15 protein-coding genes are annotated in these 17056 nt (G+C 50.4%); 10 read left to right on the top strand and 5 right to left on the bottom strand.

Annotated features, from left to right (window positions below; all coding sequences use genetic code 11):
* The first annotated feature begins 52 nt into the window (after window positions 1-52).
* Window positions 53-337 (top strand): hypothetical protein, encoded by a 285-nt coding sequence (locus tag BUC30_RS02475; protein WP_073423371.1) that lies wholly within the window; start codon window positions 53-55, stop codon window positions 335-337.
* Window positions 338-345: 8 nt separating this feature from the next.
* Here the strand turns inward: BUC30_RS02475 and BUC30_RS02470 are convergent, their stop codons facing one another.
* The 4 genes from BUC30_RS02470 to bamD all read right to left on the bottom strand — a co-directional run bounded on the left by BUC30_RS02470 (window position 346) and on the right by bamD (window position 5235).
* Window positions 346-1389, bottom strand: a complete 1044-nt coding sequence (locus tag BUC30_RS02470; protein ID WP_073423370.1) for a rhomboid family intramembrane serine protease — start codon at window positions 1387-1389, stop codon at window positions 346-348.
* Window positions 1390-1567: 178 nt separating this feature from the next.
* Entirely contained in the window at window positions 1568-3196 is a 1629-nt protein-coding gene (locus BUC30_RS02465; RefSeq protein ID WP_073423369.1) for a CehA/McbA family metallohydrolase domain-containing protein, read from the bottom strand.
* Entirely contained in the window at window positions 3196-4374 is a 1179-nt protein-coding gene (locus tag BUC30_RS02460; RefSeq protein WP_073423368.1) for a hypothetical protein, read from the bottom strand. Before BUC30_RS02460 ends, BUC30_RS02465 begins: the two co-directional genes overlap by 1 nt.
* 9 nt (window positions 4375-4383) lie before the next feature.
* Window positions 4384-5235 (bottom strand): outer membrane protein assembly factor BamD, encoded by an 852-nt coding sequence (gene bamD / locus BUC30_RS02455; RefSeq protein WP_073423367.1) that lies wholly within the window; start codon window positions 5233-5235, stop codon window positions 4384-4386.
* 64 nt (window positions 5236-5299) lie between these two features.
* Here bamD and BUC30_RS02450 point away from each other — a divergent pair, with 64 nt between their 5' ends.
* From BUC30_RS02450 to BUC30_RS02425, 6 genes are all read left to right on the top strand, one after another.
* Window positions 5300-6700 carry an LptF/LptG family permease gene (locus BUC30_RS02450; RefSeq protein WP_073423366.1) on the top strand — a complete coding sequence of 467 codons (1401 nt, stop codon included), beginning with the start codon at window positions 5300-5302 and terminating at the stop codon, window positions 6698-6700.
* Window positions 6697-7797, top strand: coding sequence for an LptF/LptG family permease (locus tag BUC30_RS02445; RefSeq protein WP_073423365.1), 1101 nt, complete (start codon window positions 6697-6699; stop codon window positions 7795-7797). The genes BUC30_RS02450 and BUC30_RS02445 overlap by 4 nt, the downstream gene beginning before the upstream one ends.
* A gap of 8 nt (window positions 7798-7805) precedes the next feature.
* Window positions 7806-9617, top strand: a complete 1812-nt coding sequence (locus BUC30_RS02440; RefSeq protein WP_073423364.1) for a sensor domain-containing diguanylate cyclase — start codon at window positions 7806-7808, stop codon at window positions 9615-9617.
* A gap of 3 nt (window positions 9618-9620) precedes the next feature.
* Complete coding sequence (locus BUC30_RS02435) at window positions 9621-11120, top strand: sodium:solute symporter (RefSeq protein ID WP_073423363.1); 1500 nt, start codon at window positions 9621-9623, stop codon at window positions 11118-11120.
* Window positions 11121-11301: 181 nt separating this feature from the next.
* Window positions 11302-12144 carry an FISUMP domain-containing protein gene (locus BUC30_RS02430; protein WP_073423362.1) on the top strand — a complete coding sequence of 281 codons (843 nt, stop codon included), beginning with the start codon at window positions 11302-11304 and terminating at the stop codon, window positions 12142-12144.
* A 153-nt stretch (window positions 12145-12297) separates the two neighbouring features.
* On the top strand, window positions 12298-13083 hold the full coding sequence (locus tag BUC30_RS02425; protein WP_073423907.1) for an SIMPL domain-containing protein: 786 nt from the start codon (window positions 12298-12300) through the stop codon (window positions 13081-13083).
* Here the strand turns inward: BUC30_RS02425 and BUC30_RS02420 are convergent.
* Window positions 13075-13602, bottom strand: coding sequence for an NAD(P)H-dependent oxidoreductase (locus tag BUC30_RS02420; protein WP_073423361.1), 528 nt, complete (start codon window positions 13600-13602; stop codon window positions 13075-13077). The genes BUC30_RS02425 and BUC30_RS02420 overlap by 9 nt on opposite strands.
* A gap of 209 nt (window positions 13603-13811) precedes the next feature.
* Here BUC30_RS02420 and BUC30_RS02415 point away from each other — a divergent pair, with 209 nt between their 5' ends.
* Genes BUC30_RS02415 through nrdG form a run of 3 tightly spaced genes read left to right on the top strand, consistent with a single transcriptional unit; the run spans window position 13812 to window position 16871 of the window.
* On the top strand, window positions 13812-16142 hold the full coding sequence (locus tag BUC30_RS02415; RefSeq protein ID WP_073423360.1) for an anaerobic ribonucleoside triphosphate reductase: 2331 nt from the start codon (window positions 13812-13814) through the stop codon (window positions 16140-16142).
* A 20-nt stretch (window positions 16143-16162) separates the two neighbouring features.
* Entirely contained in the window at window positions 16163-16309 is a 147-nt protein-coding gene (nrdD, locus tag BUC30_RS16415; protein WP_109573654.1) for an anaerobic ribonucleoside-triphosphate reductase, read from the top strand.
* A 1-nt stretch (window position 16310) separates the two neighbouring features.
* Window positions 16311-16871: an anaerobic ribonucleoside-triphosphate reductase activating protein gene (gene nrdG, locus BUC30_RS02405; RefSeq protein WP_073423358.1), complete on the top strand. Its 561-nt coding sequence runs from the start codon at window positions 16311-16313 to the stop codon at window positions 16869-16871.
* The last annotated feature ends 185 nt before the right edge of the window (window positions 16872-17056 follow it).

The raw sequence follows: 17056 nt of genomic DNA, 5'->3' as shown, positions 1-17056 counted from the left end.
CTTTTAAAGAGTATATTGATATTATACACAACCTAAAAAGGGAGGGTGCGCCATGAAATTCTTTTTATGGGCTTTAACCGTTGCTGCTGTGTCATTCACTGCATGTGGAGATTCCCCGGAAAAGTTTGTGAACGATGTGGTTGATAGCGGAATCAAGTGCGAAACGCACGAGTACGACGAGGCGAAGTGCGATCAGCTCGCTGTAGAATTTCGTACGCGCAATCACAATTTTACTGAAGAAGAACAGAAACGCATCCAGAAACAGGTCGTTGAAAAGTTCTTTATTGAATTGAAAAAGCTAAACGACAAGAATGCAAAAGCTGTGCCTACACTGTAGGTCTGTTGTTAAATGGCGAGTGCCCAGCCTACGGCGAACAATGCGTAGTAGGCGAGGACTCCAAAGATGTCGGCGGCTGTAGTAGGCGCTCCCCAGCGGAGCGTCTTTTTTGTGGGGATGAATCCGCAAAGCAGGCCCGCTATAAAACCGTAAAAGTGACCGAGGATGTCTGCGTTTTCGCCAAGACCGAGGAATACGGCAAGCGAGGCGGCGCCGCAGAGCGGCGCAAAGCGACGGAGCATGCCGTGCGTTTCGCGCGGCATGAGACGGAACTCGATGACGGCGAGGCAACCGATGGTTGCAAAAACGAAGCCGGAAAAGCCGAGCGAACGGAAGCTTGTTTGCACGGTAAGCGCTACGAAGAAGTTGGCAACGGCACTGGCGACCGCTAGGAAAGGCACGAGCTTTGCAAGTGGGATGCGGTAGTGCAATAGGCTCAAAGCGAGAAATCCCGATACGAGGTTACTCCCGAGATGGCGGCTGTCGGCATGGAGCGTCATGGCAGTAATCGTGCGCCACCATTCTCCGCGTAGAATTTTGGAGGCATCGGCAATGCCTGAATTGTGCATTTGAACGGAGATGTCAGAAAAATCTAAGAGCGTGCAAATGATGGGAATGGCAAGCACCCAAAGCGGGTGTAGCGTAAGCTTTAGCGGGAGGGGCGGATTCTCGTCGCGCGGTGGATTTTCGTGGTGGTAAAGACGAATTTGGAATTGTGCCATGCGGCGTTTTTCGGGCTCCACAAAAATCTGGAACGGACCTTCTTCGGAGCGTTCGATGCGGTGCGTAATGCCTTGCGACAAAAGCACGAGACTCTCGTCGCGGATTTGCCTGAAACCGCCTTCGCTCACGCGGACATCGGGCGGAATCTGTTGCTGTTCTTTGGACGGCGCGGATTGCTCGGCGCTTTGTTCAGTCGAAGGCTGTGTTGGCTGTGAAAAATCGATGCTTTGTACAATTGAAGGTTGCGCGGACTCTTGATTTGCAGAGGCTGAGCGCGATTCTTCGGCGGATGGCCTGCGGCGAATCATGGGCGACATAAAGTGTGGCATGGCAACCTTCCTGATTTTTGGAAACTTTTCCTTAAATGCAAACTCCGTGCCAAAAAAGGAAATTTACCTCAAACAAACCCAGAGAGCTAAAATTAGCTCAAATAGATTCGCTATCTATTCAAAAGATAACATACAAACGTTTCAAAAACAAATACTTAAGGAATTTTTTGAAACGCTGTTAGAGCAACTTTGCTGCCGAGGTGAGCGCAAATTTGCCGGTTGCCGTTTCACATTCGGCGCGGACGTAGGCAAAGCCGAGTGTCGCGACCGTAATGTCGGCGTGGTCGGGAGTTGCGACTTGGCTCCCGATCATGACTTCTTCTTCGGGGGCGAGCTTGCCGTTTGGCTGTATGCGGCGACCGTAAATGCGGACGTAGCGGAAGCCACCGCCGGTCTCTTTGTTGCTGCGGGCGTGGAACGTGATTCCGTTGTTGTCGCGTTCCCACCAGAGGGCAGGACCGTCCGTGATGTAGCAGTTGTCTGCGGCGAACGCTGCGTTAATGTCTGCAAGCGAGAGCACGTCTCTCGTCTGTAGGGCTTCGCCCGTTCTCTCGTCTAACTTTATAACAGTGCGGACATTTCCGAAGGTATGCGCACGGGTGTGCTTGAGCGAAATGAGCGGTAAGTCAACGGCGGTCATGCTGTTCAAGTCGCCGTGGGCATCGTTTCCGCCGATGGGGAGCAGATAATTGCCTTTGCCTAACTCATTTATCCAAAATTCTCGACCGAGCTTGAAACCTTCATCGCGGATGCCGTTCCAGAATTGCAGTCCGCGAATAGAGTGCTTGTTTTTCAACTGCAAATCTTCGGGCTTCCAGTAACCGCGACGGAACACGAACTTTTCCAACATTCCCATTTGCTGGAACGGGTGCGCTGCGAAGCAGTGCGCTTCGGTCATGTTCAGGATTTGCTTGATGCTACGCGTTGGTCTGTTTTCAAGCCAATAGCGGCCGCAGTCGCCGAGCCCCGGGAGGTAACCTTCGGGGGCGAGGACAGTCATGTGTACATTCTCTCCTTTGCTGTTCCCGGCAGATACTTCTTCGCCTGCGAGCATGAGCGGCATGTCGTTGCCGTTTTCATCTTTCACTGGGAGCGCTGCAATCTCTTCGCGCAATTTCTGGAATCTAGGCACTGGCGAGTCCGCTTCCTTGGTGTAATCTTCTTGCGTGAAGGCGAAATCGTAGGCGTGGTCGGTGCAGCTTACAAAATCGAGTCCGACTGCTTTGGCGGCGAGCTGCAAGACTTCGGGCGTGGCGCCGTATTCCACATGGTCTGCGGAGTAATGCGTGTGGCAGTGCATTTCGCCCGCGGCGTAGCCGGGGGCGATGGGTGGCATCTCGTTCAAGACTTTAAAGCGGAGCGGAACATGCTTGAGTCTTGGCAAGTTCCAACGTTCAAACGTTTGCGATTTGCCTTCGCGTTCGACGGTCAATTTGCAATGGGCTTCGTACAAGCCTGCTGGGATTTTTCCGAGCGCAAGCGGAATGAATTTCATCTGCTCGCGGACTTCGATATTCAATTCTTTGCAAATGATGATGTCCGGCTGTGGCACGTCTTGTAATTGCAACGCATCTTGTTGCGCATCTTGTGCTCGCGTTTTTAAAACGATTTCCGCACTTTTAATGGTTGTCGGGAAATGGTCTGCATCGCGCACGACAATCCAGAGGTAAGGTTCGATGCCTGGCACAAACTGGAACGGCGCATCGAAAATAATTTCGGGCCACGGCTTGTAAAGGAGCGACCAGGGTAGCTTGAACTTAAAATGCGTTTCTGCATAACGCAATTTTTCCCCCGGCCAAAAACTCATCAGTCACCTTTTGATTTTACGTTTGCAGGATCCGCGCTCTTTTTAGGCGCGTCTTGAGGTGCGGGCGTATTTTTCGGCGCATTTCCCAGCGCAGTTCCAACAGAATCCTGCACAACGCTTGTGTCGATTTTTGCGGAATCTTGAGCAGCAGATGAAGAATCTTGTGCAGCAGTTGAATCTTGCACTGCAGTTTTCCGTGAATCTGCAATTCCAATGGAATCTTTCGTTGCGGATGTATCACGAACTACGCTCGTATCAATCTTTGCGCTATCCTGTGCGGCGACATTCACTGAATCGACCTTCACAGAATCTTTTTTCGTATCGTCGATAAATTTGATTTTGGGTTTCTTGTCTCCATCGTCATCGTCGTCATCATCTTCATCGTCTTTGGGTTCCGGCTTGTTCCAGAAACCAAAGGAACCTCTGATTTGCAACTGAATCCCACCCAAGTTCCACTTAGCTTTTTCTTCCGGACCGTTCGGGACGATGTCCGAGAACTTCTTGTCTGACTTCACCGAAATGGAATTGAACCCAATATCGCCATAAAGCTTGAAGTTTTTCCAGCTTGCAAAAAGGTAACCCACGCTTACGCCAAAGCCTGCTCCAAGGAGTGGAGTTTCTGCACCGAGGTAGCCCCAGGTCGTGTAGATTTCTGTACCCGGCAGCACCCAGTACCAACGGACGGCTATGCTAAAGAGCCCGCCCGTGCTGAGCGTGATGAAGTTCTTTGGGAGTGCCAAGCGGTATTCGAGGAACAGCGGAATGCCCTGCAGCGTGTATTCGTAACTGTGGGTGCCGCTCCGGCGGTCGGTCAAGACGACTGATTCATTGTCGTAGATAAATCCGATGCCCGCGCTTAAAAACTGGTCTTCCATGAATTGCCACTGGATACCTGCCGTAATCGGGAAGCAGAAGTTCACTTTTTGGAAATCCTGCTTAGCGACGTTTAGAGTTTCGGCGCTGGTAACGGCTTCTGCCCTAAATCCGTAATAAATGGTATCGATGGCTTCCTGGAAGTATTTTCGTTCTTCAAAGCTGATGAACGAAATCGACGGCTGTACAAATACAGAAAGGATGGAATTGTCGTGATCCAGTTTTTCTTCACTTGCAGCAAAGGCATTTGCAGAGAACAGCAAAGATGCCAAAAGTGAAAATATCTTTCCGGATTTCGATTTCATCCTGTTGCCTTATTCAGCCAGTTTCTTTTCTTCTTTCTGGAGGCGCTTCTTTTCAGATTCTTTCTTCAGGCGCTTTTCGTAGGATTCTTCGGCGCTAGCGATTTTGGCTTCAGCCTTTTTCACGCGCTTTTGAATGTCCTGATCATCGCTGGCTTCGTTCTGGGCGATGGCGAGGTACTGCCTTGCCGGTTCAAACTGGTCGAGGTCCGTGTAAGCGTCGGAGATGAGGAAGAGTACTTCCTGGCGGCGTTTTGCCTTGGGGTACGTTTCCAAAAATTCCTTGAAGTAGATGACGGCTGCCTGCGGCTTTTCCATGCGCAAGTAGAGGCGGCCCGTCTGGAATTCCTTTTCGGCAACGCGGTCGACGAGGAGGTTGTAATAGTAGTTGACGGAGTCGCGGAGCGGGGTTTCCGGGTGGTTTGCCAAGTAGCGTTCGAAATCCTTCATGGCGGTTGTCGTGTTGGATTCGTCGCGGTCAATCTTGTATTCCATGTTGAACGAAGAGACTGCCTTGCGGAATTCGGCGGTTTCAGCAAACGGGGAACCCGGGAAGTTTACGATAAAGCTTCCGTATTCGCCACGGGCTTCAATCCACTGCTCCAGGTTGAAACGGCTTTCGGCAAGCAAGAACTGGGCTTGTTCCATGTATCCGGAACCGGCGCAGGTAGAAAGGATTTCTTCGAGTTTTTCGGTGGCTCTGCCGTATTTTTTTGCCTTGTAGAGTTCTTCGGCGGCTTCGTAGCGCGTTTTGCACCATTCCGTGTGGGTCATTTTTTTGTTGGAGGTCGAAGAACAACCCATCACAGTTGCCATATAAAGGAAAAAAGGAACGAACAGGGTATACTTGAAAACTTTTTTCATTTTTTTTCTTTGGTTAATTCTAACTTTCACGCTGTAAAGTAGAAAAAAACGACTCTAGAGAAAAATGATTTTAGTCCGCTATGTCTTGAAAGAGCTAATTGCCCCTTTTTTGGCGTCGCTCTTTGGCATTACTTTTTTGTTTGTAGTTGACTTTTTGGTCAAAATCTTGGACAATGTGTTGTCCAAGGGATTGCCTACATCTACAGTTCTTGAAATTTTTGTGCTCAACTTGGCGTGGATGCTTTCGCTGTCGATCCCGATGGCGGTGCTTGTCGCAAGCCTCATGACGTTTGGCAGAATGTCTGGCGACCAGGAAATTACGGCGGTCAAGGCAGCAGGCATATCGCCTTTGTCGCTGATGCGCCCGGTGTTGCTTGTGGCGCTGCTTCTCTCTGTCTTGATGGTCGTGTTCAATAACTGGGTGCTCCCGGAGGCAAACCATAGGTCTGTGGAACTCATGAATGCGGTGTCGCGCAAGAAACCGCACGTGTTTATTGATGCCGGGCGCCTGATTACGCAGTTCCCCGGCGTGCAACTTTGGGTAAACCGAATTGACCCCGTGTCGGGAACCTTGTACGGGATCCAGATTTTCGAAATGGAAAAGAAGGGCGCTCCGCGTATTGTCTATGCCGATAGCGCCTCGATGGACTATGTGGACAACGGTGCGACTCTCATGCTCCGCCTCCGCAGTGGCGAAACGCATCTCGTCGATCCGGATGATGCCGATAACTACTTCCGCATCCGATTCTTCTCGCAGGATCTTGCGATGCAGAATGTGGATGACCGCTTGGAACGCCGCAGCCGCAGTTACCGCAGTGACCGCGAAATGCCTGTCGAAATGATGTGGGACGTGGTGACGGAAGCCCGTAAGAACTACGATACGGCAGCAGTGCAAGCCAAGACCCGCCGCTTGCCGACTCTCCTTCGCATCCGTGATTTTGTCGATGGCGATAGCGTTCTCTCGGCTGACGTCAAGGGACTTCCTTTGGGCGATTCGATGCAGATTGTGCAGAGCCTCCGTAAAGTTCGCGTGCAGGAAACGGCTTCGCTCCGTGCCACAGAACGTGCCTGGGGGCGCATGGAAGGCGAACTCAAGCGTGCCGCCCAGTACATGGTTGAAATCCACAAAAAGTTCAGCACCGCTTTTGCATGCTTTGTGTTCGTGCTGATCGGCGCTCCGCTTGGAATCATGGCGCGCAAGGGTGGCATTGGCACAGGCATTCTCTATAGCCTTGCGTTCTTTGTCATCTACTGGATTTGCCTTATCGGTGGCGAAAACCTTGCCGACCGCCTGGTGGTCTCTCCGGAACTTGCCATGTGGATTTCGAATATCATTATCGGCATATTCGGCATATTCCTGACGCGTGCGATGATTCGCGACCGCTTCTCGGGCGATTCCAAAATTTCCCGCTTCTTTAGGAAGATTGGTCGATTCTTTGGTAAAATCACGAAGAGGTTCGGATGAAATTTTCAAGATACCTTATCTGGAATTTTTTGAAGATGTTCCTCATCGTGGTCTGCGGTGCAGTCCTTATCTTTGTGGTAATTGACTTTGTCGGTAATATCAAGACCTGGTCTGCCCGAGAGATGAAGGCGGTGACCGATTACTACTTGAGCTACCTTCCGTATATTTTGTACTTGATCACCCCGGTCGCTCTGTTTATTGCGGTCCTAGCATCGGTGGGCAATATGGCGCGCCACCTCGAAATGTGTGCGATGCAGAGCTCGGGCCAAAGTCCGTTCAAGACGCTAATGCCGATATTCTTCTTGGGCATCCTCATGTCGATTGGCTCGTACGAAATGAGTGAACATTGGCTCCCGGATGCAAACCACAAGCGCTTTGAAATCATGGAAACCAACGCGCAAAAGCGTAAGAACCCGCGCATCAAGGAAAAACAGGACTTTACGTTTATTGATAGTGAAAAGAATAGCTGGTTCTTCAAGCATTACTCGGGCAAAAGTAAAGTCGGGCGAGATGTGGTTCTCCTGATCCGCGAGCAAGGGCGTCTGGTCGAACGTTACGATGTTCGTGCCATCCGCTGGATCGTAAAAGATTCTGTGACTGGTGATGGATTCTGGAGGTTCGAAAACGGGTTCCACCGCAAGTTCAAAAAGGATGGTTCCGTTCAGGTTTTCCCGGTCCGTTTTGCAAACATGAAGGGCAAGGTCAGTACGCACCCGAATGACTTGATTAACGAAAGGCAGCTTGCCGACGAAATGGACTCCAAGATGGTCATTGCCCGTATCAATGTGCTTCGCCGTTCAGGTGAAGATACCCGTGCGATGGAGACGGCGCTCCAGTTTAAGTATTCTGCACACTGGATGAACCTGATTGTCCTTTTGATAGGGGCTGCGCTTTGCCACCGGTATAGCCGTTCTGGGGGCCTCTCCCAGAAATTTGGTGTTGGCTTGTTGCTTGTTTTTAGCTATTATATTCTAGAGAGGATTGGACTTAAAATGGGTGAAAACGGGGCTCTGTCGCCGTTCTGGGCGGCGTGGAACAGTCACTTTATTTATGCCAGTCTCGCATTTGTCATGTTATATAGATCATTCCGCTTGTAGAGGGTTGTATGTCCGTATCTGAGATATTGTTTGTCGTCGCTGGTGCGTTAATAGGTCTTGCTTTTCAGGGGGGCATGTTCCTTTTCCTTACCCCCTTTGCTGTCGTTGCGTTTTCACTTGCCATCATGAACCGTCCAAGTCTCCCGAATGGCACGACTGTTATTCCTGTGATCAAGAACAAGCGTTCGACGGCGCTTACTCCGGTTGTGTCTCCGGATATTCGTAACGAGTTTACGAACGATGTCAAGATGGATACCAATGAACCGAATTCCTCGCTCCGTGTGAACCAGATCTGGTCCCGTGCTAATGCGGATGTCGACAAGGCGTTTGGCGATATGTTGCGTTGCCTCAAGGTGTTGATGCCGCAGGCTAACACGATTACGATTTTTACGAATGGCGGTAGTGCAACCGAGTTCCGTTTGAGAACGTTCCAGAGCGATATCCCGAACTGCATCGATACGGGAGCTAAGATTACCGAGAACATGGGCATCTTGAGCCAGCTTTTGCGCCCGGAAGTCTCTCGCATTTTGGAAGGCGATTTGCTTGTCGGCAAGCGCCTCCCGTACTACATTGAAAATCGAATGATCCGCTCCTTGGTCGGTGTGCCGCTCTTGGATCGCGAAGAACGCCGCCTGGGAATCATCTTGGTGGACTCCTTGCACCCGAATGCGTTTACTGCTGCAGAAGCCCAAGCTCTTACGTTCATTTCGCATGCGATGTACATGGTCAGTTTCAAGAGCTATGCCTCGGCGCAGAACTACATCGAACAGCAACAGTTCAGTACGCTTTACCGCTACCAGCGTAAGTTCTTCCAGACGATGACGGTCAAGGACATTTACAAGCAGATGTTCGAATACGTCAAGGAAAACATTCCGTTTGACCGCTTGACGATTCTCGCTATGGATAGGCTGGATGAAGGTGTCGGTCGTGTGGTCTACTGCGTGGGTGTGGATTCCGAGCAGTTTGCCAATAAGAAATTTACGTTGTCCGATAAGGGCATCTTTGTTCTTGCTCTCATGAGGAACCGTCCGGTGTTCCGTTCGTTTACGTCGGGATATACCGATTACGTGCCTCGTTTGAACGATTCTGAAAAGCGCAATATGGAATTGCGTCAGTTGTTTGTAATGCCGGTGGCTTCGGAACCCGAAGCGAAAACGGCTGAACTTGCCATTTGCCTTGAAAGCCGTTACACGAACCGCTATCAGGATCACGAAAAGAAACTCCTCAAGGCATTTGCGGGTGTCGCAGGCTTTGCTTACGCCCGTGCCCGTCAGGTTGAAAAGGACAAGGACCTTGCCACGCGCGACGGCCTTACCGGGCTCATGAACCATCGCTCTCTGCAAGAAACGCTCCGCACCGAAAAGATTCGCGCTGACCGCAAGAAGTATAATATTGGCGTCTTGATGATGGACATTGACCACTTCAAGAACGTGAACGATACGTATGGACACCCGGTTGGTGACGAAGTCATCAAGGGAATAGCTACGGCGATTAGCGGTGAAATCCGCAAGGAAATTGATGTCGTGGCTCGCTATGGCGGCGAAGAATTTGTGGTGGCGCTTATCGATACGACTCCGGAAGGCATGATTGAAACGGCAGAACGCATCCGCAAGGCGGTGGGCAAGCTCGAATTCAACGTGCACTTGACGGACCCGCTCCGCGTGACGGTTAGCATTGGCGCCTTCCTTGTGGAACCGGAATTTACGGACATGAAGAAGGCTGTGAACAATGCTGACCAGGCGCTCTACAAGGCGAAGGATGGCGGTCGCAATCAGGTCGTGCGTTTTGAAACCGTAGAATCTGAAGCCGTAACGGCGTAGCTTATGTTTACTGCTCTCGATTGGATCGTTTTAGTCGCTTACTTGCTCTTGTCCTTGGCGATTGGGCTCTGGGTTTCTCGTGGCAACAAGAACCTCAAAGAATATATGTTCGGCGGCGGCTCGATGCCGTGGGTGGCTGTGGGTATTAGCCTCATTGCGACTTCCGTGAGTGCAACGACGTTTCTTGGCGCACCTGCCGATGTCTTCGGCGATGACATGACTTTTTTGATGTTCCAGATCGGTGCGCTCCTTAGCATTTTTGTGGTGGGCTTTGTGTTTATCCCGAGGCTCCGCTCGTCGGGCATTTCGAGCGCTTATGAACTTTTCGAAGTGCGTTTTGGGAGTCGTTCGGTGCGCCGTTTGGCGGCTATCTTTTACTGCTTGCATCTGCTCCTCCGCACGGGCATCTTGCTTTATGCGCCCTCGCTTGTGCTTGCTCAGATTTTGCACATCGACTTGAAACTCGCGATTATCGTCTCGGCGGCGATTGCCATTTTCTACACGTGGTTTGGCGGTATCAAGGCGGTCATCTGGACGGACGTGATGCAGTTCTGCGTGTTCTTTGGCGGTGGCGTGCTTGTGCTCTTGATTATCGCAAGTCAGGTGGGTGGCTTTGGCGAAATGGCGACACTCGCTAGCGAAGCGGGCAAAACGCGCTGGTGGAATCCGTCGATGGACATTTCTGATGCACGCACGCTCATCTCGGCGGGCTTTGCGTATGCGATTCTTGAAATTGCCATTCGTGGTTGCGACCAGCAGTTTGTTCAGCGCTACCTCAGCTGCAAGGATGTGAAGGCGGCGAACCGTTCAAGTGTACTTTCTATGGTGCTCGGTTGCGCTGTTTCGATTCTCTTTTACTGGGTCGGAGCCGCGCTCTTTGTCTTTTACAAAAAGGCTCAGGTCGCTACGCTTCCGGAAAACCTTGGTCAAAATGACGTGTTCCCGTATTTCATCGTGAACGGCCTTCCGTCTGGTGTGACGGGCTTGATTGTCGCCGCCATTTGCGCGGCTGCGATGAGTAGCCTTTCTAGTGCCATCAATTCTCTCAGCAATACGTCCGAGCGCGACTTCCTTGGTTGGGGCGAATCGACGGGAATGGGCGGGCTCAAGCGCGCGAAAATCTGGACGGTTGTCTGGGGTGTGCTCGGCGTGTTCTTTGCGCTCTTTGCAGCAACGCAGCAGGGAAGCCTTCTCAAGAACGCCATCTTCTTTACGGGACTTTTCACGGGACCGCTTCTTGGCATGTTCCTCCTTGCGTTCTTTGCCGACAAAATTTTTGGAACTGCTGAAAAAGCGTTACGCGCGTGGGTTGTGATTGTCGCCGTGCTTTGCGGCATGGCTAGCCTCGTTTTGTTCCAGGGAATCCCTGCGTTTGGCGTGAACGCCGTATTCGACGGCGTCTTTAGCTGGCCGTGGTTGCCCTTTATCAGCATGACCACCACCATTGTCGTAGCGCTTGTCGTGAACTTCGTGGCGAATGCTGTTTGCGCAAAACGCAAATAAGAATGGATTAGTCGCGTCATCCTGAGCTGAGTCGATATATGAAACTTGGCACTTTAGTGCCTTAGTTGAATTAGGTTCGTAGGAGCAGGATCCAGTAATTTTATTGGTTTTCTGCGGCGAAGAATTATTTTGCCTTTAGTTTTTGTTATATTCGAAGTGTAACAAAATAAAAGGATTTTATATGAAGTGCAAATACTTGCTTTTGGGGGCTGCTGTTCTTTTTGCGGCTTGTGGTGATGATAGTTCTTCGGGACCTGCTACCGAAAATACTCCGAATTCTTCTGCGGTTGCCCCGCTTTCAAGTTCTGATAATGGCTCTGCTTCTGTAGCTTCTAGTTCGTCCATTGCTGATAATGGACAGTCAAGCTCTGCCGAAAATAATGTTGCCAGCAGCTCTTCGGTTGCGTCCAGCCACTCGAAAACAATGGCATCCAACTACGATCCTGCAACGGGATTGCTGACCGATGAACGCGATGGCAATGTCTATAAGACCGCCAAGGTTGGAAACCAGATTTGGATGGCTCAGAATCTGCGTTTGGAAAATCCCAATACTTTAGATGATTGCTCTAGCAACTATTACGATTACACTATAAAAGATGAAGCTGTTTTGCAAAAGTACGGTCATCACTATGGCTGGATGACCGCGATGCAGATCTCATGCAAGTACGAAGAACAGTTGGCTAAATCGGAAATTCAACAGCCCCATCAAGGACTTTGCCCAACAGGGTGGCATATTCCTTCAATTGATGAATGGCAAGAACTTTTTAATGCCGCTCCGTTAACAGAGCTCCTTTCGACTGACTGGAAAATGCGTTATTTTGTTGGCACGGATGATTATGGCTTATCGTTGAACGCCGCTAATGAAGATGAAGAAAATATCCCAGAGTTCCTGGCGCTTGATGAAGCTAATTCAACAAAAAATTATGCGGTTGTGCTTTATTGTGAAGAACCGTCTAAACCGATAAAGGTCGAAGCGGAGAGCAAAACATCAATATTTACATATCTCCGTTGTGTAATGGACTAACTATCATACTTTCTGAATTATTGTTATCGTCAAGATAGGGCAATTCCAAATGGATTTGCCTTTTGTTGTTTTGGTGTAAAACTTTTTTCTGTGTTGGTCTCTCGCTGCAAAAAATTTTAATTTAAAAGCAGATTTTTTATGGAGGGTCATTTGATGATCTCAAAATTGCTCAATATCATCTATCTCGTACTGCTAATCGTCTGCGTGTGCGTTCTCATTCGCGTCGTTAAAAGTGAACCGGCTGCTGTTCCTGTGGCTACGTCCAATGGCTCGGTTGCGCTCGAGGTCCCGCGCATCGAAGTTTCAGCTTCTGAAACCAAGAAATTTGCCGCCGACAAGTTTGAAATGGGCTTTAGCCTCGAAATCCGCGGCAAGGACAAGGAGACTGTTTCAAAGCGCCTGGCAGAACGCCGTTCCGTGATTTTCGAAAACGTGAAATCGCTTGAGATTCCGCAGTCCAACGTGGAACAGAACAGCGTCGAAATGCACAAGGAGTGGTCTTATCGCAATAGCAAGCGCGAACTCGTCGGTTATGTGGCGACACAGAGCTTTGTGATTACGGTAAATCGTAAGATTGATGCCGCCGCTCTCGTGCAGGCGCTTTCTTCGGAACCGGATGTTGAAATCCAGCGCACATCCGCCCAGCTTAAGGATGTCGATGCCGTGCAGTCTACGGTCATCAAGGCTGCGGGCAAAAAGGCAACCGCCAAGGCTAACGATTATGCCGAAGGCGTTGGAGCCAAGCTTGGCCGCGTTCTTCAAATCAATGGCGAAGGTGGCGGAATCATCTACAACCAGTACAATCGCGTCTATCGAGCCAAGGGTGTTATGCTTGCGGCAAATGCCATGATGGACGGTGCCGCCGCTCCCGACGAAACGGCGATTGCCGACTCCGTCGAGGTAAGCGCTTCGGTCCGCGTCGTTTATGAACTAAAGTAGTTCTAACAGGCTTTTTTCGTATTCCTGAGCCGCCTTTTCGAGGGCGGCTTTTGTCATATCCGGGCTGCAACCGTAGAATCCGAGAGGCTTAAACCACTTCATCCCGGCGGCGTTTGCCGTCATTTCGAATGGAATGAGCATTTCGTCTGCGGTGTAGCGGTTCAGTCCTTCGTGGGTGTAATGTTCTGCGGCGGCGCCTGCTGTAAATACAACGCGCACGGGCATGCCCTTCAAGAAGTTGTCGGCGCTGTACACAATCGGACTCATGACCTGATCTTGCCAGTCACGCAAACTTGCGGGGGAGTTATACCAATATATAGGGAACTGCCACACAATCGCCTTGGATTCCCTCAACAAATTTTTTTCGGCTTCGAGATCGAAATAACCATTAACCCTGATTTTGTCAAGGTGGTGGAACACAAAATTGGGATTTTTTCTGTTGATATCCACTAAGTGTTTGTTAAACATTGAGTTAGAAATGTTCGGATGCGATAGAAGAATTGTGATTTGATTGTTCATTATTTTTTCTTGTTGATAAGTTGATGATATATTATAAAAAAATTACATCTAACATGCAAAAAGTCTTTCAAAAAAGGCTAAGATTTATTATACTTGTATTGATGTCGACCTACATCTTGTGGGTGTGGTTCGACCTCGGACACAAGATATAGTAAAATCGGAGAAATTTGACTATATTTGAGGAAACGGGAATTGAAGGTTTTTTTTAGATGATTTTTACTGTGAAAAAGCGCGACGGCCGCGAGATGCCGTTCAACATTGAGAAGATTGCTGATGCCGTAATCAAGGCTTTTAGAGCCTCTGGCGAGTTGGATGAACAGATTAAGGCCGCCCAAGCTCAAATGAATTTGCTTGGAAACGACGACCTTCTGACAAACGTTGCTCTTAAGGTTGCTGCCGAAGCTGTGGGTCATCTCGAAGCCGAGAATAAGACCAAGCCGGACATCGAAGAAATCCAGGATGCTGTTGAAAAAGCTTTGACCGAAGGCGGTTACGCTGATACCGCCAAGAGCTATATCTTGTATCGTGCCGAACGTACCCGCGTACGTGAAGTTAACACCCGCCTCATGCAGACGCTTCACGACATTACGTTCAGCTCTGCCAAGGAATCCGACCTCAAGCGCGAAAACGCCAATATCGATGGCGATACCGCTATGGGCACCATGCTCAAGTACGGGAGCGAATCCGCTAAGCACTTCTACACGATGATGATGCTCAAGCCGGAACACAGCCGCGCCCACATGGATGGCGACATTCACATCCATGACCTTGACTTCTATTCTCTTACGATGACCTGCTGCCAGATTGACCTCATTAAGTTGTTCAAGAACGGCTTCAACACAGGTCACGGTCATTTGCGCGAACCGAAGGATATCCGCAGCTACGCCGCTTTGGCCGCTATTGCTATTCAGAGTAACCAGAACGACCAGCACGGTGGACAGTCCGTGCCGAACTTCGATTACGCCATGGCTAACGGCGTGCGCATCACGTATCGTAAGGCTTACCTTTCGAACATGGTCAAGGCTCTCATGCTCTTGACGGGCAAGACCGAAGAAGAAGTCCTGCCGGTGGTGAAAAAGCTCCACGGCGAAATGGCTGAAATGGGCATGGTCGCAACGCTCGTGCCGAATGAAAAGTTCCAGACAACTGAAGTCCACGAACTTTCCAAAACTTATGACGCCGAAACGGTAAAGAACGCCCAAAAGTTTGCCGAAAAGATGGCTTATGAAGAAACCGACAAGGCAACGTTCCAGGCCATGGAAGCTTTTGTCCACAACTTGAACTCCATGCACAGCCGCGCTGGTGCCCAGACTCCGTTCTCTAGCATCAACTATGGTATGTGCACGGAACCGGAAGCCCGCATGGTCATGAAGAACTTGCTCCTCACGACCGAAGAAGGCCTCGGCGGTGGCGAAACGGCTATCTTCCCGATCCAGATTTTCCGCGTCAAGGACGGTATCAACCTCAATCCGGGCGAACCGAACTACGACTTGTTCAAGCTCGCCTGCCGCGTGAGTGCCAAGCGCCTGTTCCCGAACTTCAGCTTCCAGGACGCTCCGTACAACTTGCAGTACTACAAGCCGGGCCATCCGGAAACCGAAATTTCGTACATGGGCTGCCGTACCCGCGTGATTGGCAACCATTACGACCCGAGCCGCGAAATCTCTTATGGCCGTGGCAACTTGAGCTTTACCTCGATTAACCTCCCGCGTATCGCTATCAAGATGAAGTCCGTGGACCTGTTCTTCAAGGAACTCGACCGCATGATGCAACTCGTGAGCGATCAGCTCATGGAACGTTTTGCCGTGCAGAGCCGCCGCAAGGTCAAGAACTTCCCGTTCCTCATGGGACAGGGCGTGTGGATTGATTCCGACAAGCTCGGCTGGGAAGATACCGTGGGCGAAGTCATCAAGCATGGTACGCTCTCGATTGGCTTTATCGGCCTTGCCGAAACGTTGGTGATGCTTACGGGCAAGCACCACGGTGAATCCGAAGCTTCTCAGGAACTCGGCCTCAAGATTATCGGCCACATGCGCGAATTCTGCGACAAGGAATCCGAACGCCTTGGCCTCAATTTCAGCTTGCTTGCAACGCCGGCTGAAGGCCTCTCGGGCCGTTTTGTGCGCATGGACAAGAAGAAGTTTGGCATAATCCCGGGCGTTACCGACCGCGATTACTACACCAACTCTTTCCACGTGCCGGTCTACTACAAGATTTCTGCTTTCAAGAAGCTCTCGCTCGAAGCTCCGTACCACGCGCTCACGAACGCAGGTCACATCAGCTACATCGAACTCGATGGCGACCCGACGCAGAACCTGGACGCTTTCGAAAAGATCGTGAAGTACATGGCAAAGGTCGGTATCGGTTACGGCTCCATCAACCATCCGGTGGACCGCGACCCGGTTTGCGGATTTGTGGGTGTGATTGGCGATGTTTGCCCGCGCTGCGGACGTAGCGAAGGCCATGCCATCTCTTGCGAAAAGATCGAAGAACTTAGAAAGAAATTCCCTGGAATGCCCGCATTCAGAGGGATCAGATGATTTTACAAGGAGTGCAAAAAATGTCTGAAAAAGAAATGTCTCAGTATGGTGAAGGTGTCGGATTCGAACGCATCCGCCGCATTACGGGTTACCTCGTCGGTACAGTCGACCGCTTCAACAACGCCAAGCGCGCTGAAGTCAACGATCGCGTGAAGCACGGCGTATAAGATGGATGAATATCCTCCACTGCGGATTGCAGGGATTGAGCCCGAATCATTCGTGGACGGTCCCGGAATCCGCTTGACTGTGTTTACCCAGGGCTGTCACCACAACTGCCCGGGTTGCCAGAATCCGCAGACTCATGATTTTGAGGGCGGACACTTTATCGAGCGCGAAGCGATTATCACGATGATCAAGGATAATCCGCTGCTCGATGGCGTGACGTTTAGCGGAGGCGATCCGATGGACCAGGCGGCGGCACTTATTCCGCTTGCCCGCGGAATTAAGGAACGCGGTCTCAATCTCGTGATTTTCACGGGATACACGTACGAACAGCTGATGAAGCTCACGCCCGAAAAGCCGGAGCTCTTTGAACTGCTTTCGTTCGCGGACATCCTCATCGACGGCCCGTTTGTCATGGCGAAAAAGTCCCTGGATATCAAGTTCAGAGGTTCTTGGAACCAGCGCATTATCGATGTGCAAAAAAGCCTTGTCGAAGGCCATGTGGTCATCCACCAGATTCAACTGGACGAGATGGCGGAACACCCCGACAGGGAATACAATACGTAAGTGTTGAATTGTCATGCCCGCCTCCGAGCGGGCATCGCCATTTTTAGGGGGGTAAATTCCCTCAATTAAGCAAATTTTTAGCTTGAAATAGAGCAATTTCATCAATTATAAGTTATCTTTTTAGTATAGAAGAGTTTAGCTCTTGTTCTCAAAGCGAAATCTCGAAAATTTCATTTACACGAGGA

Origin of the sequence: Fibrobacter sp. UWB7, assembly GCF_900142945.1 — a bacterium.
GTDB lineage: Bacteria > Fibrobacterota > Fibrobacteria > Fibrobacterales > Fibrobacteraceae > Fibrobacter.
Note: the sequence above shows the minus strand (reverse complement) of the source record. Positions and strands in the feature narration are given on the sequence as shown.

What these genes read in the sequence shown, in the direction of transcription:
- BUC30_RS02420 (WP_073423361.1), bottom strand. Translation starts at nt 13,602, where the DNA reads ATGAACAATCAAATCACAATTCTTCTATCGCATCCGAACATTTCTAAC.
- BUC30_RS02450 (WP_073423366.1), top strand. Translation starts at nt 5,300, where the DNA reads ATGATTTTAGTCCGCTATGTCTTGAAAGAGCTAATTGCCCCTTTTTTG.
- bamD (WP_073423367.1), bottom strand. Translation starts at nt 5,235, where the DNA reads ATGAAAAAAGTTTTCAAGTATACCCTGTTCGTTCCTTTTTTCCTTTAT.
- BUC30_RS02475 (WP_073423371.1), top strand. Translation starts at nt 53, where the DNA reads ATGAAATTCTTTTTATGGGCTTTAACCGTTGCTGCTGTGTCATTCACT.
- nrdD (WP_109573654.1), top strand. Translation starts at nt 16,163, where the DNA reads ATGTCTGAAAAAGAAATGTCTCAGTATGGTGAAGGTGTCGGATTCGAA.
- BUC30_RS02460 (WP_073423368.1), bottom strand. Translation starts at nt 4,374, where the DNA reads ATGAAATCGAAATCCGGAAAGATATTTTCACTTTTGGCATCTTTGCTG.
- BUC30_RS02415 (WP_073423360.1), top strand. Translation starts at nt 13,812, where the DNA reads ATGATTTTTACTGTGAAAAAGCGCGACGGCCGCGAGATGCCGTTCAAC.
- BUC30_RS02435 (WP_073423363.1), top strand. Translation starts at nt 9,621, where the DNA reads ATGTTTACTGCTCTCGATTGGATCGTTTTAGTCGCTTACTTGCTCTTG.
- nrdG (WP_073423358.1), top strand. Translation starts at nt 16,311, where the DNA reads ATGGATGAATATCCTCCACTGCGGATTGCAGGGATTGAGCCCGAATCA.
- BUC30_RS02470 (WP_073423370.1), bottom strand. Translation starts at nt 1,389, where the DNA reads ATGCCACACTTTATGTCGCCCATGATTCGCCGCAGGCCATCCGCCGAA.
- BUC30_RS02430 (WP_073423362.1), top strand. Translation starts at nt 11,302, where the DNA reads ATGAAGTGCAAATACTTGCTTTTGGGGGCTGCTGTTCTTTTTGCGGCT.
- BUC30_RS02425 (WP_073423907.1), top strand. Translation starts at nt 12,298, where the DNA reads ATGATCTCAAAATTGCTCAATATCATCTATCTCGTACTGCTAATCGTC.
- BUC30_RS02445 (WP_073423365.1), top strand. Translation starts at nt 6,697, where the DNA reads ATGAAATTTTCAAGATACCTTATCTGGAATTTTTTGAAGATGTTCCTC.
- BUC30_RS02465 (WP_073423369.1), bottom strand. Translation starts at nt 3,196, where the DNA reads ATGAGTTTTTGGCCGGGGGAAAAATTGCGTTATGCAGAAACGCATTTT.
- BUC30_RS02440 (WP_073423364.1), top strand. Translation starts at nt 7,806, where the DNA reads ATGTCCGTATCTGAGATATTGTTTGTCGTCGCTGGTGCGTTAATAGGT.